General features: G+C 69.3%; 13 protein-coding genes and 2 riboswitches. Of the genes, 8 read left to right on the top strand and 5 right to left on the bottom strand.

Annotated features, from left to right (window positions below; all coding sequences use genetic code 11):
- Nucleotides 1–23 precede the first annotated feature (23 nt).
- The 5 genes from ACZ66S_RS38780 to gcvT all read right to left on the bottom strand — a co-directional run bounded on the left by ACZ66S_RS38780 (nt 24) and on the right by gcvT (nt 5,034).
- Entirely contained in the window at nt 24–581 is a 558-nt protein-coding gene (locus ACZ66S_RS38780) for a glycoside hydrolase family 25 protein (protein ID WP_469906285.1), read from the bottom strand.
- 155 nt (nt 582–736) lie between these two features.
- A complete protein-coding gene (locus ACZ66S_RS38775) occupies nt 737–2,104 on the bottom strand; it encodes an L-serine ammonia-lyase (protein ID WP_469906284.1) in 1,368 nt (455 codons plus the stop codon).
- Nucleotides 2,105–2,160: 56 nt separating this feature from the next.
- Entirely contained in the window at nt 2,161–3,426 is a 1,266-nt protein-coding gene (gene glyA / locus ACZ66S_RS38770) for a serine hydroxymethyltransferase (protein ID WP_469906283.1), read from the bottom strand.
- A 14-nt stretch (nt 3,427–3,440) separates the two neighbouring features.
- Nucleotides 3,441–3,818: a glycine cleavage system protein GcvH gene (gene gcvH, locus ACZ66S_RS38765; RefSeq protein WP_053846966.1), complete on the bottom strand. Its 378-nt coding sequence runs from the start codon at nt 3,816–3,818 to the stop codon at nt 3,441–3,443.
- Nucleotides 3,819–3,915: 97 nt separating this feature from the next.
- The gene (gcvT, locus tag ACZ66S_RS38760) at nt 3,916–5,034 is read right to left on the bottom strand and encodes a glycine cleavage system aminomethyltransferase GcvT (protein ID WP_469906282.1); all 1,119 of its coding nucleotides are present in this window, start codon (nt 5,032–5,034) and stop codon (nt 3,916–3,918) included.
- Nucleotides 5,035–5,086: 52 nt separating this feature from the next.
- A riboswitch (glycine riboswitch) is annotated at nt 5,087–5,190 on the bottom strand.
- A riboswitch (glycine riboswitch) is annotated at nt 5,191–5,287 on the bottom strand.
- 182 nt (nt 5,288–5,469) lie between these two features.
- Between gcvT and ACZ66S_RS38755 the strand changes: the two genes are divergently transcribed.
- The 8 genes from ACZ66S_RS38755 to ACZ66S_RS38720 all read left to right on the top strand — a co-directional run bounded on the left by ACZ66S_RS38755 (nt 5,470) and on the right by ACZ66S_RS38720 (nt 14,656).
- Nucleotides 5,470–6,138 (top strand): AAA family ATPase, encoded by a 669-nt coding sequence (locus tag ACZ66S_RS38755; RefSeq protein WP_469906281.1) that lies wholly within the window; start codon nt 5,470–5,472, stop codon nt 6,136–6,138.
- Nucleotides 6,139–6,231: 93 nt separating this feature from the next.
- Nucleotides 6,232–7,029 carry an enhanced serine sensitivity protein SseB gene (locus tag ACZ66S_RS38750; RefSeq protein WP_469906280.1) on the top strand — a complete coding sequence of 266 codons (798 nt, stop codon included), beginning with the start codon at nt 6,232–6,234 and terminating at the stop codon, nt 7,027–7,029.
- A 154-nt stretch (nt 7,030–7,183) separates the two neighbouring features.
- Entirely contained in the window at nt 7,184–7,984 is an 801-nt protein-coding gene (locus ACZ66S_RS38745; RefSeq protein WP_469906279.1) for an enhanced serine sensitivity protein SseB C-terminal domain-containing protein, read from the top strand.
- 336 nt (nt 7,985–8,320) lie between these two features.
- Entirely contained in the window at nt 8,321–9,319 is a 999-nt protein-coding gene (locus ACZ66S_RS38740) for an ABC transporter permease (RefSeq protein WP_037711495.1), read from the top strand.
- A 59-nt stretch (nt 9,320–9,378) separates the two neighbouring features.
- The gene (locus ACZ66S_RS38735; RefSeq protein WP_469906278.1) at nt 9,379–11,127 is read left to right on the top strand and encodes an ABC transporter substrate-binding protein; all 1,749 of its coding nucleotides are present in this window, start codon (nt 9,379–9,381) and stop codon (nt 11,125–11,127) included.
- Between the two features lie 69 nt (nt 11,128–11,196).
- Entirely contained in the window at nt 11,197–12,204 is a 1,008-nt protein-coding gene (locus tag ACZ66S_RS38730; RefSeq protein WP_469906277.1) for an ABC transporter permease, read from the top strand.
- A complete protein-coding gene (locus tag ACZ66S_RS38725; protein WP_469906276.1) occupies nt 12,201–13,292 on the top strand; it encodes an ABC transporter ATP-binding protein in 1,092 nt (363 codons plus the stop codon). Before ACZ66S_RS38730 ends, ACZ66S_RS38725 begins: the two co-directional genes overlap by 4 nt.
- Entirely contained in the window at nt 13,289–14,656 is a 1,368-nt protein-coding gene (locus tag ACZ66S_RS38720) for an ABC transporter ATP-binding protein (RefSeq protein ID WP_469906275.1), read from the top strand. Before ACZ66S_RS38725 ends, ACZ66S_RS38720 begins: the two co-directional genes overlap by 4 nt.
- Nucleotides 14,657–14,666: the final 10 nt, after the last annotated feature.

The raw sequence follows: 14,666 nt of genomic DNA, 5'->3' as shown, positions 1-14,666 counted from the left end.
CGTACGAGCAGGGTGGGCGCGGGTCAGGCGTCGGTCGCCCACTCCCGCAGGGCCGCCTTGCTCGCGAAGTCGGCGACGTTCTTGTCCACCGGGTCGTCGGTGTACTGGTGGAAGCGCCACTTCGCCTTGATGCGCGGCTTGCCGGCCGTGACGTAGTCGGCGATCCAGAGCCCGTCACCGGCGTACGACGTGGTGTCGACGTTCAGCCAGTAGTGCCTGTTCGTGTAGAGGACGACCCGGTTGTTCGGGCGGAGCTGCCGCACCTTGCGGATGAAGGAGTCCTTCTCGGCGTTGCTCGCGTGGGTGCCGTCGCCCGTGGTCTCCCAGTCGACCGCCAGGATGTCGCCGCCCTTCTCGGGGGCGTGCTTGACGAAGTACTCGGCCTGGGCGGTGAGGTTGCCGGGCCACAGGAAGTGGTAGAAGCCGACGACCAGCCCGGCGTCACGGGCGTGCTTGGTCTGCGCCGAGAGCTTCGGGTTGGTGTAGGAGCGGCCCTCCGTCGCCTTGATGAAGACGAAGGAGAGACCTTCGGTGCTGAAGGAGGAGGACTGGTAGGCGCTGACATCGATGCCGCGGAGCATGTGGGGGCTCCCTGAAGTGAGAGTGGAGGAACGGGAGTTGATGATGCCCCACCTGCCTGCCGGAGGAACCCCGATCGGACTTATGCGGTGGACGCGCCGCACAGGTCCCGGATGCCTGGAGTGAGACGAAAGCTGCGCTCCTGGCCCCGCGACGTTCAGCACTCGATGATGTTCACCGCGAGGCCGCCCCGGGCCGTCTCCTTGTACTTCACGCTCATGTCCGCTCCGGTGTCCTTCATGGTCTTGATGACCTTGTCGAGGGACACCTTGTGCGAACCGTCCCCCCGCAGCGCCATCTTCGCCGCCGTGACCGCCTTCACCGCGGCCATGCCGTTGCGCTCGATGCAGGGGATCTGGACCAGACCGCCGACCGGGTCGCAGGTGAGGCCGAGGTTGTGCTCCATGCCGATCTCGGCGGCGTTCTCGACCTGTTCGGGGGAGCCGCCGAGGACCTCGGCGAGGGCGCCCGCGGCCATCGAGCAGGCCGAGCCGACCTCGCCCTGGCAGCCGACCTCGGCGCCGGAGATGGACGCGTTCTCCTTGAAGAGCATGCCGATGGCGCCGGCGGCGAGCAGGAAGCGGACCACGCCGTCCTCGTCCGCGCCGGGAACGAAGTTCATGTAGTAGTGCAGGACCGCGGGGATGATGCCCGCCGCGCCGTTCGTCGGGGCCGTCACCACCCGGCCGCCGGCCGCGTTCTCCTCGTTGACGGCCATCGCGTACAGCGTGATCCACTCCATGGAGTGGGCCAACGCATCGCCCTCCGCCCGCAGTTGACGGGCCGTCATGGCGGCCCGCCGACGCACCCGCAGACCGCCGGGCAGGATGCCCTCCTGGGACATGCCCCGGGACACACAGGCCTGCATCACGCGCCAGATCTCCAGAAGACCGGCCCGGATCTCGTCCTCGGTGCGCCAGGCGCGCTCGTTCTCCAGCATCAGGGAGGAGATCGACAGGCCGGTCTCCTCGGTCAGCCGCAGCAGCTCGTCACCCGTGCGGAAGGGGTACTTCAGCACCGTGTCGTCGAGCTTGATGCGGTCCTCGCCGACCGCGTCCTCGTCCACGACGAAGCCGCCGCCGACCGAGTAGTACGTCTTGGACAGCAGTTCCGCGCCCGAGGCGTCGTACGCCCACACCGTCATGCCGTTGGCGTGGTACGGGAGCGCCTTGCGCCGGTGCAGGACGAGGTCGTCGTCGAAGGAGAAGGCGATCTCGTGCTCGCCGAGCAGCTTCAGCAGCCCCGCGGACCGGATCTCCGCCACCCGGTCGTCCGCCCCCGCCACGTCGACCGTACGGGGAGACGCCCCCTCCAGGCCCAGCAGCACCGCCTTCGGGGTGCCGTGACCGTGGCCGGTCGCGCCGAGGGAGCCGTACAGCTCGCAGCGGACCGAGGCGACGGCCGGCAGCAGGTCCTCGTTGCGCAGGCGGCGGGCGAACATGCGGGCCGCGCGCATCGGGCCGACCGTGTGGGAGCTCGACGGGCCGATGCCGATCGAGAACAGGTCGAAGACCGAGATGGCCACGGGAACTCCTTCAAAAAGGGTGGGGGCACACGTCGTCGGGTGCCCCCACCGTGGAACTACTTGCTCAGGCCGGGGTACAGCGGGTGCTTGTCCGCCAGCGCCGCGACCCGGGCCTTGAGGGTCTCGACGTCGTATGACGGCTTCAGCGTCTCGGCGATCACGTCCGCGACCTCGGCGAAGTCCTCGGCCGTGAAGCCGCGGGTGGCCAGGGCGGGCGTACCGATCCGCAGCCCCGACGTGACCATCGGCGGGCGCGGGTCGTTCGGGACGGCGTTGCGGTTGACCGTGATGCCGACCTCGTGGAGGCGGTCCTCGGCCTGCTTGCCGTCCAGCTCGGACTCGCGCAGGTCGACGAGGATGAGGTGCACGTCGGTGCCGCCGGAGAGCACGTTGACCCCGGCCTCCCGGGCGTCTTCGGCCGTCAGGCGCTCGGCGAGGATGCGCGCACCGTCCACCGTACGCCGCTGGCGCTCCTTGAACTCCTCCGAGGCGGCGACCTTGAAGGACACCGCCTTCGCCGCGATCACGTGCTCCAGGGGACCGCCCTGGAAGCCCGGGAAGACGGAGGAGTTCAGCTTCTTCGCGAACTCCTGCCTGGCGAGGATGATCCCGCCGCGCGGGCCGCCCAGCGTCTTGTGGGTGGTGGAGGTGACCACGTCCGCGTGCTCGACGGGGTTGGGGTGCAGCCCCGCCGCCACCAGGCCGGCGAAGTGGGCCATGTCGACCCACAGGTACGCCTCGACCTCGTCGGCGATCCGGCGGAACTCCGCGAAGTCGAGCTGCCGCGGGTAGGCGGACCAGCCCGCGATGATCACCTTCGGCCGGTGCTCCTTGGCGAGCTTCTCCAGCTCGGCCATGTCGACCAGACCGGTCGCCGGGTCCACGTGGTAGGCGACGACGTCGAACTGCTTGCCGGAGAAGTTCAGCCGCATCCCGTGGGTCAGGTGACCCCCGTGCGCCAGGTCCAGGCCGAGGATGGTGTCGCCGGGCTGGGCCAGCGCGAACAGGGCGGCCTGGTTCGCGGAGGCACCGGAGTGGGGCTGCACGTTGGCGTACTCGGCGCCGAACAGGTCCTTGAGCCGGTCGATCGCGATCTGCTCGGCCACGTCGACGTGCTCACAGCCGCCGTAGTAGCGGCGGCCCGGGTAGCCCTCGGCGTACTTGTTGGTGAGGACCGAGCCCTGCGCCTCCATGACCGCGAGCGGAGCGAAGTTCTCCGAGGCGATCATCTCGAGCGTGGACTGCTGCCGGTCCAGCTCGGCGTCGACCGCGGCGGCGATCTCCGGGTCGAGCTCGTGCAGGGGCGTGTTCAGTGCGGACATCAGGTGCGGACTCCTCAGCCGGCGGAAAAGGCGGTGTACTCGTCGGCGGAGAGCAGGTCGGCCGGCTCCTCCGTGACGCGTACCTTGAACAGCCAGCCGCCCTCGAAGGGGGCGGAGTTCACCAGTGCCGGGTCGCTGACGACGTCCTCGTTGACCTCGGTGACCTCACCGGAGACGGGGGAGTACAGGTCGGAGACCGACTTGGTCGACTCCAGCTCGCCGCAGGTCTCGCCCGCGGTCACGGTGTCACCGACCTCGGGGAGCTGGACGAAGACGACATCGCCGAGCGCGTTGGCCGCGTGCTCCGTGATGCCGACCGTCGAGACGCCGTCCTCGGCGCCCGACAGCCACTCGTGCTCCTTGCTGTAGCGAAGCTGCTGGGGGTTGCTCATGGCCTGAATTCTCCTGTACGCGGGGAAGTGCTGGTGAATGGGGGACTGCGGAAGGCGTGCGTGAGCGACGACTCCGTGCTCAGCATCACCTGTGCGGCTACTTCTGGCGCTTGTAGAACGGCAGAGCCACGACCTCGTACGGCTCGTGGCTGCCCCGGATGTCCACACCGACACCGGCCGTGCCGGGCGTCGCGTGCGCGGCGTCGACGTACGCCATCGCGATCGGCCTGCCCAGCGTGGGCGAGGGGGCGCCGGAGGTGACCTCGCCGATCACCTGGCCGTCCGCGACGACCGCGTACCCGGCCCGCGGGACGCGACGCCCCTCGGCGATCAGCCCGACGAGGACGCGCGGCGGCTCGTGGTCCGCCTTCTCCGCGGCCTCGCGCAGCGCCTCACGGCCCACGAAGTCGCCCTCCTTCTCGAACTTCACCACGCGCCCGAGCCCGGCGTCGAAGGGGGTCAGCTCCCGCGAGAGCTCGTGCCCGTACAGCGGCATGCCCGCCTCCAGGCGCAGCGTGTCCCGGCAGGACAGTCCGCAGGGGACCAGCCCGACGCCCTCGCCCGCCTTGGTCAAGGCCTGCCACAGCTCGACCGCGTGCTCCGGCTTCACGAACAGCTCGAAGCCGTCCTCGCCGGTGTACCCGGTGCGCGCGATCAGCGCCGGCACCCCGGCGACCGTGCCCGGCAGACCGGCGTAGTACTTCAGGCCGTCGAGGTCGGCGTCGGTGAGGGACGCGAGGATCCCGGGGGACTCCGGTCCCTGGACGGCGATCAGGGCGTAGGCGTCCCGGTCGTCGCGCACCTCGGCGTCGAAGCCGGCCGCGCGCTCGGTCAGCGCGTCCAGCACGACCTGGGCGTTGGAGGCGTTGGCGACCACCATGTACTCGCTCTCGCCGAGCCGGTACACGATCAGGTCGTCCAGGATGCCGCCGTCGGCCTGGCAGATCATGGTGTAGCGGGCCCGGCCGACACCGACCGAGGCGATGTTGCCGACCAGGGCGAAGTTCAGCAGCGCGGCGGCCTGCGGTCCGGTCACGGTGATCTCGCCCATGTGGGAGAGGTCGAAGAGCCCGGCACTCGTGCGCACCGCGGTGTGCTCGTCGCGCTCGGAGCCGTACCGCAGGGGCATGTCCCAGCCGGCGAAGTCGGTCATCGTGGCACCGAGGGAGCGATGCAGGGCATCGAGCGCGGTGAGACGGAGTTCAGAACTGCTCATCGGACGGTCGTCTCCAAGGATCCCAGGACATGGGTGTGACGGGCGAGGTGATTCCTCCCCATCTGTCATCGGAACCTGAGAGGTTCGCCATGAACGACATGGCTTGCACCTTGGGTGGGGCCGCCTTCGAGTGGGCGGCCCGCTTTTCAGATGTGCCTCGCCCGCGCGGTAACGGGGCCTGAGAGATTCAAGGGAGGGACTTGCTCCTTCGGCGCCCGGGTACATGTACCCGGGACTCTCCCGCGCGGATTCAAGCGGCCGGTATGCAGTTGGCGCGGACATCATTGCACGCATCGGACGCCGACGGCAGGGCCGGTTCCACGGCTCCCCTTTGTAACCGGCCTGTGGCGGTACGCGTACAGAAACGCGAGAGATCGTCCATTACCTTCTCTTTACGCTCGGAGGGGAGGGGAACCCCGACCCCGGAGGAGGACGATGACGGTGAACAGGACCAGGGCGTACGCGACGACCTCGGGGCTCGCGCTGCCCGAGCAGCCCGCCGCCCCGGCCGTCGAGGCCCGCGGCACCCGTCCGGTCGTCCGTGACCTGCGCGAACGCGCGGGCCACAGTCCGCACGCCCTGCTCTTCGGCCCGGGGGACCTCGTCGTCATCACCGGCCTGCCCGGCAGCGGCAAGTCCACCCTGATGAGGCGCGCGGTCAGGGGGGCCAGGATCGACTCCCAGGACACCCGCGACCGTTGGGACGGCCGGCTGGCCCGCGCACTGCCGTACGCCGTCTACCGCCCCCTGGTCCGGCTCGCGCACTACGCCGGACTGCGCCGCGCCCTGCGCTCCGGCGAGGGGGTCGTCGTGCACGACTGCGGGACGCAGGCCTGGGTGCGGCGCTGGCTGGCCCGCGAGGCCCGGCGCCGCGGCGGCACCCTGCACCTGCTGCTGCTCGACGTCACGGCGGACACCGCGCTGGAGGGCCAGCGCGAGCGCGGCCGGGGGGTCTCGCGGTACGCCTTCCGGCGGCACCGGGGGGCCGCCGCCCGGCTGATCCGCTCCGTGGAGCGCGGCGACCTGCCCCCGGGCTGCGGCTCGGCGGTGCTGATCGACCGGGACGCGGCGGACGTGCTGCGGCGGATCGGGTTCACCGGCTGAGACCCGCGGGTCTCCCGGGCCGAACCGCCCGCGCGCCGCACCCGCTAGCCTTTCAGCCACATCAACAGCGGTTCACAGCAGGCGGTCAGACAGATGGACTTCCCGGCGGATCTTCCCGCGGACTTCCCAGGGCAGGCGCACCCGCACCCCCATCCGCACGGCGGATGGCCCGGCAACGAGCTGGAGGAGGTGCTCTCGGCCTCCCTCGGCATGCCCTCGGCGGGCGGCCGGATCATCGAGGTGCTGGGTCGCAGCTTCGTCTGGATCCCCCTGCCCAACGGCGGCGGCCCGCACAGCGGCCCGCTCGACCTGCCCACCCTGGAGATCGAGGGCCAGGCCTTCGTCCCGGTGTTCAGCTCCGAGGAGCAGTTCCGCCAGGTCGTCGGCAGCCATCTGTCGTACACCATCGCCCCGGCGGTCGAGTTCGCCCGCGGTCTGCCCCCGCACGTGGGCATCGCGGTGAACCCCGACGGCGTGGTCGGCGTGCCCCTGCCGCCCGCCGCCGTCGCCGACCTCTGCCGGGTGGGCCGCACCCCGCTGGACGGGCCCAACACCGGCGGCCGGGTCAAGCTCTACGAGCCGGACTGGCAGGACGACCCGGTCGACTTCCTGGCGGCCGCGTCCGCCGAGTTCGCGGCCACGGGAGTGGTCCGGACGGCCCGCCGCTGCCTGGCCGCCATCGAGACCGCCGACCCGGTCATGTTCGTGGGCGTGGAACTCTCCCAGTGGGAGGGCGACCTGCGCACCCTGCCGATGGACGCCCTCGGCCGGGCCCTCGGGCGGGCTCCGGTGCGGTGGCCGGTCAACCTGGTCCTGCTGGACGTGGCGGACGACCCGGTGGGCCACTGGATGCGCGGACAGGTGCGGCCCTTTTACACGCAGGGGACGTAGTGCGGGGCGCGGGGCTGTGTCGATGTGCGGCTCCGCCGCGTGGGCGTGAGCAACCCCCACGACCCGCAGCCGCGATCCGACACCAGGACCCGCGTTCCTGGGCGCTTAAGCTGTGTCCATATCCGGGGCAACGAACAGGGAAGGGGCGGTCCAGGTGAGCGCCAGCGGCACGGGCACCGCGACCGGCACGGTCGAGCACATGCTGCGCCAGGTGACCCCCGGGCGCTACGACGCATACGAGGCACTGCTGCGCGCCCTCGCGACCCCGAACAACGGCCAGATCTGGATGCTCCTGTGGCACGGCCAGGCCGGCTCCCCGGACGCCCAGTACGCGAACATGGAGGTCGACGGCTACGGCTACGCCCCCTGTGTGACCTCGGCGCAGGAGCTGAGCGCCAGTGGCTGGAACCGGTCGTACGAAGTGGTCGACGGCATCGACGTGGCCCGCACCCTGTACCCCGACCACTACGGCCTCTGGCTCAACCCGCACGCCCCGGGCGGCGGGGTCGGCATCCCCTGGCTCGACCTGCGCCGCATCGCGACCGGTCTGGAGCGCCAGCCCGCGGGCCCGCTCCGGCTGTCCGAACCCGGCATCGAGGTCCCCCAGTTCTACGCCCTGCTCGTGCAGAACGCCCACCGCACCCCGGCGGTCCGCTCGTTGCGCCGCGCCTGGGTGCAGCCCGCCCTCGGGGCGCCGTACCTCGCCATCGGTCTGGACGTGTACGACACCAGCCCCTCGGCCGTGGACTCGGTGCGCGCGATGATGCAGCAGTCCATCGGCGCGGTCCCGGAGGGGCTGCCGGTGTCGACCGTGGCGATGTCCGACGAGTACGACCCGGTGGCGCTGTGGATGCGCGCCGGTGCCCGTCCGTTCTACGACCGCGAGGCCCACGGATCGCCCGCCCAGGCACCGGCCTCGGGGTACGGCTACCCGCCGGTCCGCGGTGGTTACTGAGAGCGACGGCAACCTGTTCGGCTCGTTTACATAACGGCCACATTTCTTCGCGCGTAGATGGCGGAGGTTCGTCCCGAACGTCGCTTATTGTGCCGTTCTGTCCCAACTGACATACGTCCGAGGGGCGTTACCCGTTGTTCGGATAACGGAATCCCTCTTACTGCATCACGGTTGCGCATACTTTCTTCGTCAGACCTGGCGGGTGATCACAGCGAAGCTGAAGACTCCCCAGGCAGACGCAGGATCAGACGTTTCTGCGAGCTGAAGCAAGTCGACAAAGCCGTAATCCACGGCAGGTGTAGGCCGGTCACCACCGGCGAGAGGGGTCGGGTCACTGTGACCGCACCGATCGAGACCACCGGGGCGCAGGCCGAGGCGCAGCCGGAGGCTGTCCTGGCCGGAGCCGGCAAGGGGCAGATCGAGGGCCGTTCCCTGGGGCAGATCGCCTGGTCCCGTTTCAAGAGGGACAAGGTGGCGGTCGCCGGTGGTGTGATCGTCATCCTGCTGATCCTGGTCGCGGTGCTGTCCCGTCCCATCCAGGCCCTGTTCGGGCTGGACCCGAACGCCCTGCACCAGGATCTGATCGACCCCAACACCTCGCTGCCCAAGGGCGCCTGGGGTGGCATGAGCTGGGACCACCCGCTCGGCGTGGAGCCGAAGTTCGGCCGCGACATCGCCACCCGCATCCTCGAGGGCTCCTGGGTCTCCCTGGTCGTGGCCTTCGGTGCCACGATCCTGTCGAACACGATCGGCGCGGTCCTCGGCGTGGTCGCCGGGTACTACGGCGGCCGGGTCGACACGATCATCAGCCGGCTGATGGACACCTTCCTGGCGTTCCCGCTGCTGCTGTTCGCCATCGCCATCTCGGCCACCCTGCAGGGCGGCGCCTTCGGCCTTGAGGGCCTGCCGCTGCACATCAGCGTGCTGATCTTCATCATCGGCTTCTTCAACTGGCCCTACCTGGGCCGTATCGTGCGCGGGCAGACACTGGCCCTGCGCGAGCGGGAGTTCGTCGACGCATCCCGGGGGATGGGGGCCAAGGGGCCCTACATCCTCTTCCGTGAGCTGCTGCCGAACCTCGTCGGCCCGATCATCGTCTACTCGACGCTGCTCATCCCGACCAACATCCTCTTCGAGGCGTCCCTCAGTTTCCTCGGCGTCGGCATCCAGCCTCCGCAGGCGTCCTGGGGCGGCATGATCAACCAGGCGGTCGACTACTACCAGGTCGACCCCCAGTTCATGATCGTGCCTGGTCTGGCCATCTTCGTGACCGTCCTGGCGTTCAACCTGCTCGGCGACGGTCTCCGCGACGCTCTCGACCCGCGCAGCCGCTGACCCGCGACCGCGGTGAGAGTCCACAAGATTTCCGACAATTGAAGGGGAAGCAGACCATCATGCGAAGGTCAGCGCTGGCCGCAGTGGCGGCCATCGGCAGTGCGAGCCTGTTGCTCTCGGCTTGCAGCAAGGCCGATGACAACGGTGGAGACGAAAACAAGTCGGCTGGGGCCAACGCAGCGACCAAGGGTGTCGTCAACGCCTCCACCCAGAAGGGTGGGACGGTCACGTACGAGTACTCCGACGTCCCGGACTCCTTCGACCCGGGCAACACGTACTACGCCTACATGTACAACCTCAGCCGGCTGTACGCCCGCCCGCTGATGACCTTCGCGCCCGGTGCGGGCGAGGAGGGCAACAAGCTGGTCCCGGACCTCGCCGAGAGCGCCGGCCAGCCGAGCGACGGCGGCAAGACCTGGACGTACAAGATCCGTTCCGGTCTGAAGTACCAGGACGGCACGCCGATCACCTCGAAGGACGTCAAGTACGCCGTCGAGCGCTCGAACTTCGCGCGTGACGTGCTCTCCCTCGGCCCGAACTACTTCCAGCAGTTCCTCCAGGACGGCGACAAGTACAAGGGCCCGTACAAGGACAAGAGCGCCGAGGGCCTGAAGTCCATCGAGACGCCGGACGACAACACGATCGTCTTCAAGCTCAACCGCGCCTTCCAGGAGTTCGACTACCTGGTCGCCACGCCGCAGACGGCTCCGGTGCCGCAGTCCAAGGACACCGGCGTCGACTACGTCAAGAGCATCGTCTCCTCGGGCTCGTACAAGTTCCAGAGCTACAAGGAGGGCCAGCAGGCCGTCCTCGTGCGCAACGAGAACTGGGACGCCAAGACGGACCCGCTGCGCAAGCAGTACCCGGACAAGATCGTCGTCAAGCTGAAGGTCAACGCCGAGACGATCGACCAGGACGTCCAGGCCGGCGACGCGATCGACCTCGGTGGCACCGGTGTCCAGGCCGCCACCCAGGCGAAGGTCGTCAACGACGCCAACCTGAAGGCCAACACGGACAACACCTACGGTGGCCGTCTGGTCTACATGGCGATCAACACCCAGGTCGCCCCCTTCAACAAGGTCGAGTGCCGCAAGGCCGTCGAGTACGCCATCGACAAGGTCTCCGTGCAGACCGCCGAGGGCGGCCCGATCCGCGGTGACATCGCCACGACCGTCCTGCCGCCGGACATCACCGGCTACGCCAAGGAGGACGTCTACGCGACCACCGGCAACAAGGGTGACGTCGCCAAGGCCAAGGAGCAGCTCAAGGCCTGCGGCAAGTCGAGCATCAACACCAACCTCTCGGCCCGCAGCGACCGTCCGCAGGAGATCGACGCGGCCACCGCGATCATCGCCTCGCTGAAGAAGGTCGGCATCAACGCCAGCCTGAAGCAGTACCCGTCGGGCAAGTACTTCACCGACTACGCCGGTGTGCCGACCTTCGACAAGAAGCAGAACATCGGTCTGCACATGATGCAGTGGGGTGCCGACTGGCCCTCCGGCTACGGCTTCCTGCAGCAGATCCTGCACGGTGACGCGATCGGTGCCTCCGGCAACACCAACCTCTCGTACCTGAACGACAAGCAGATCAACGAGATGCTGGAGAAGGCCATCGCCACCGAGGACGACACGGCGCGCAACGCCCTGTACGCCCAGATCGACAAGCGTGCGATGGACCTGGCGGCGCTGGTCCCGCTGACCTACTTCAAGGTCCTGCTGTACCGCCCGGCCGGCTTCACCAACCTGGTGTCCACGGCTGCCTTCAGCGGTCAGTACGACTACCTCAACATCGGCACGACCAAGAAGTAGCCCCGGAAGGCAGGTGAAGGCATTGGTGCCCGTGGGCTTCGCGGCCCACGGGCACCAGCGCCGGTCCCCGTGATCTCGTACATCCTCCGTCGGACGTTCGCGGCAGTGATCCTGCTGTTGGTCGTCACCGCGGTCACCTTCGCGATCTTCTTCCTGCTGCCACGGATGGCCGGCCAGACCGCCGACCAGCTCGCGCAGCAGTACCTGGGCAAGAGCCCGACGAAGGCCGACATCCTCGCGGTCAAGCAGAACCTGGGTCTGGACGACCCGCTGTACCTGCAGTACTGGCACTTCATCAAGGGTGTCGTGTCCGGGGCCACCTACAACCTGGGTCCCACGACCGCGCACTGCGACGCGCCGTGCTTCGGCTACTCCTTCAAGACCCACGAGGCGGTCTGGCCGCAGCTCACCTCGCGCATCCCGGTGACCGCGTCGCTGGCCCTCGGTGCCGCCGTGCTGTGGCTGGTCTCCGGTGTCGTGATCGGTGTGATCTCCGCGCTCAAGCCCGGCAGCTTCTTCGACCGCAGCTTCATGGGTGTCGCACTCGCCGGTGTCTCCCTGCCCATGTTCTTCACGGGCAACCTGGCGCTGCTGCTCTTCACCTACCAGTGGCCGATCTTCGGGCGGACCTATGTGCCGTTCACCGAGAATCCGGCCCAGTGGGCCAACACGCTCTTCCCGGCCTGGTGCTCGCTCGCTCTGCTGTACTCCGCCATCTACGCCCGGCTCACCCGCTCGGGCATGCTGGAGACGATGAACGAGGACTTCATCCGCACGGCCCGCGCCAAGGGCCTGCGCGAGCGCAACGTGGTCGGCCGGCACGGCCTCAGGGCAGCGCTGACGCCGATCATCACCGTGTTCGGCATGGACCTGGGTCTGCTGCTCGGCGGTGCCGTGATCACCGAGACCGTGTTCTCGCTGCCCGGCATCGGCCAGTACGCGGTCCAGGGCATCACCGACAACGACCTGCCCCCGATCCTCGGCGTCACCCTGCTGGCCGCCATCTTCGTCGTAGTCGCAAATCTCCTGGTGGACCTGTTGTACGCCGCCGCCGACCCGCGGGTGAGGCTCTCGTGACCGAACTCTCCAAGACCGGCGCCGCCCTCGGCGAGCCCGCGCCCGGCAACGCTCCCGACGCCTTCCTCGCGGTCCGCGACCTCAAGGTGCACTTCCCGACCGACGACGGCCTGGTCAAGTCCGTCGACGGCCTCAGCTTCCAGGTGGAGAAGGGCAAGACCCTCTGCATCGTGGGCGAGTCCGGCTCCGGCAAGTCGGTCACCTCGCTGGCGATCATGGGCCTGCACCGGCTCGGCGCGCGCGGCAAGAACGTGCAGATGTCCGGCGAGATCTGGCTGGGCGGCAAGGAGCTGGTCTCCGCCGACCCGGACGAGGTGCGCCGGCTGCGCGGCCGCGAGATGGCGATGATCTTCCAGGACCCGCTGTCCGCGATGCACCCGTACTACACGATCGGCAGTCAGATCGTGGAGGCGTACCGGGTCCACCACGACGTCAGCAAGAAGGTCGCCCGCAAGCGGGCCGTCGAGATGCTCGACCGGGTCGGCATCCCCGAGCCCGGCAAGCGCATCGACAGCTACCCGCACGAGTTCTCCGGCGGTATGCGCCAGCGCGCGATGATCGCCATGGCGCTCGTCAACAACCCCGAGCTGCTGATCGCGGACGAGCCGACGACCGCCCTCGACGTCACCGTCCAGGCGCAGATCCTCGACCTGATCCGGGACCTGCAGAAGGAGTTCGGCTCCGCGGTCGTCCTCATCACCCACGACCTGGGTGTGGTCGCCGAGATCGCCGACGACGTCCTCGTGATGTACGGCGGCCGGTGCGTGGAGCGCGGCAGCGTCGACGACGTCTTCGAGCGGCCGCAGCACCCGTACACCTGGGGCCTGCTCGGTTCGATGCCGCGCATCGACCGGGAGACCTCCGAGCGGCTCATCCCCGTCAAGGGTCAGCCGCCGAGCCTCATCAACGTCCCCTCGGGCTGCGCCTTCCACCCCCGCTGCCCGTACGCGGACATCCCCAAGGGCGATGTCACCCGTACCGTGCGCCCGGAGCTCCAGCAGGTCGGCGGCGGGCACTTCTCCGCGTGCCACCTCTCGCCGGAGGACCGCACGCGGATCTGGACCGAAGAGATTGCGCCGAAGCTGTGAGTGAGACGAAGAAATCGGACGCGGACGTGACGACCGCCCCCGGCGAGCGCGAGGTGCTGCTCAAGGTCGAGGGCCTCCAGAAGCACTTCCCGATCCGCAAGGGCGTCCTCCAGCGCCAGGTCGGCGCGGTCAAGGCGGTCGACGGCATCGACTTCGAGGTGCGCAAGGGCGAGACCCTCGGCGTGGTCGGCGAGTCGGGCTGCGGCAAGTCGACCATGGGCCGGGTCATCACCCGTCTCCAGGAACCGACCGGCGGCTCGATCCACTTCGAGGGCCGGGACATCACGCGGCTGAACACGGCCGGGATGCGTCCGCTGCGGCGGGACATCCAGATGATCTTCCAGGACCCGTACGGCTCCCTGAACCCCCGGCACACCATCGGCGGCATCGTCTCGGCGCCCTTCCGGCTCCAGGGCGTGGAGCCCGAGGGCGGGGTGAAGCGGGAGGTCCAGCGCCTCCTGGAGCTGGTGGGCCTGAGCCCCGAGCACTACAACCGCTACCCGCACGAGTTCTCCGGCGGTCAGCGCCAGCGCATCGGCATCGCGCGCGCCCTGGCCCTGAAGCCGAAGCTGGTGGTGGCGGACGAGCCGGTCTCGGCCCTCGACGTGTCGATCCAGGCGCAGGTCGTGAACCTGATGGACGACCTCCAGGAGGAGCTCGGCCTCACGTACGTGATCATCGCGCACGACCTGTCCGTCGTCCGGCACGTCTCGGACCGCATCGCGGTGATGTACCTCGGCAAGATCGTCGAGCTCGCCGACTGCACCTCGCTGTACGAGGCGCCGATGCACCCGTACACCAAGGCCCTGATGTCGGCGGTCCCGGTGCCGGACCCCAAGCGCCGGGGCGCCAAGTCCGAGCGCATCCTGCTGCGCGGCGACGTCCCGTCCCCGATCTCCCCGCCCTCCGGCTGCCGTTTCCACACGCGCTGCTGGAAGGCCACGGAGATCTGCAGGACGACCGAGCCGCAGCTCGTCGAGCTGCGCCCCGGTCAGCGTGTGGCCTGCCACCACCCGGAGAACTTCGCGGACCAGGCCCCGCAGGACACCGTGCTCCTGTCGGTCGCCAAGGAGGCGGCCGACCTGGTCGCCGACGAGGTCCTGGCCGAGTCGGCGGAGACGTCGGCGGCGGTGGCGGCGGTGGCCGGGTCCGGTCAGGTGACCGGCGGCAAGGAGGCCGACGCCAAGGCCGCCGGGGAAGCGGCGGACACGGCGGAGAAGCCGGAGGCGGAGGCCGCGGCGGACGTCGAGGCCGCGACCGCGAAGACGGGCCCGGGCGCCAGGACGGCTCCCACGGCACCGTTGAAGACCGGCGAGTCCACCACCGAAGCGGATGACGACGGTCAGGAGTCAACCGACAAGTAACGCATGACGA

Source organism: Streptomyces sp. NPDC107471 (assembly GCF_055582845.1).
This window is presented reverse-complemented; position numbering and strand designations above follow the sequence as displayed.

Coding starts and splice junctions, on each gene's coding strand:
- ACZ66S_RS38780 (WP_469906285.1), bottom strand. CDS start 581: ATGCTCCGCGGCATCGATGTCAGCGCCTACCAGTCCTCCTCCTTCAGC.
- glyA (WP_469906283.1), bottom strand. CDS start 3,426: ATGTCCGCACTGAACACGCCCCTGCACGAGCTCGACCCGGAGATCGCC.
- gcvH (WP_053846966.1), bottom strand. CDS start 3,818: ATGAGCAACCCCCAGCAGCTTCGCTACAGCAAGGAGCACGAGTGGCTG.
- gcvT (WP_469906282.1), bottom strand. CDS start 5,034: ATGAGCAGTTCTGAACTCCGTCTCACCGCGCTCGATGCCCTGCATCGC.
- ACZ66S_RS38755 (WP_469906281.1), top strand. CDS start 5,470: ATGACGGTGAACAGGACCAGGGCGTACGCGACGACCTCGGGGCTCGCG.
- ACZ66S_RS38750 (WP_469906280.1), top strand. CDS start 6,232: ATGGACTTCCCGGCGGATCTTCCCGCGGACTTCCCAGGGCAGGCGCAC.
- ACZ66S_RS38735 (WP_469906278.1), top strand. CDS start 9,379: ATGCGAAGGTCAGCGCTGGCCGCAGTGGCGGCCATCGGCAGTGCGAGC.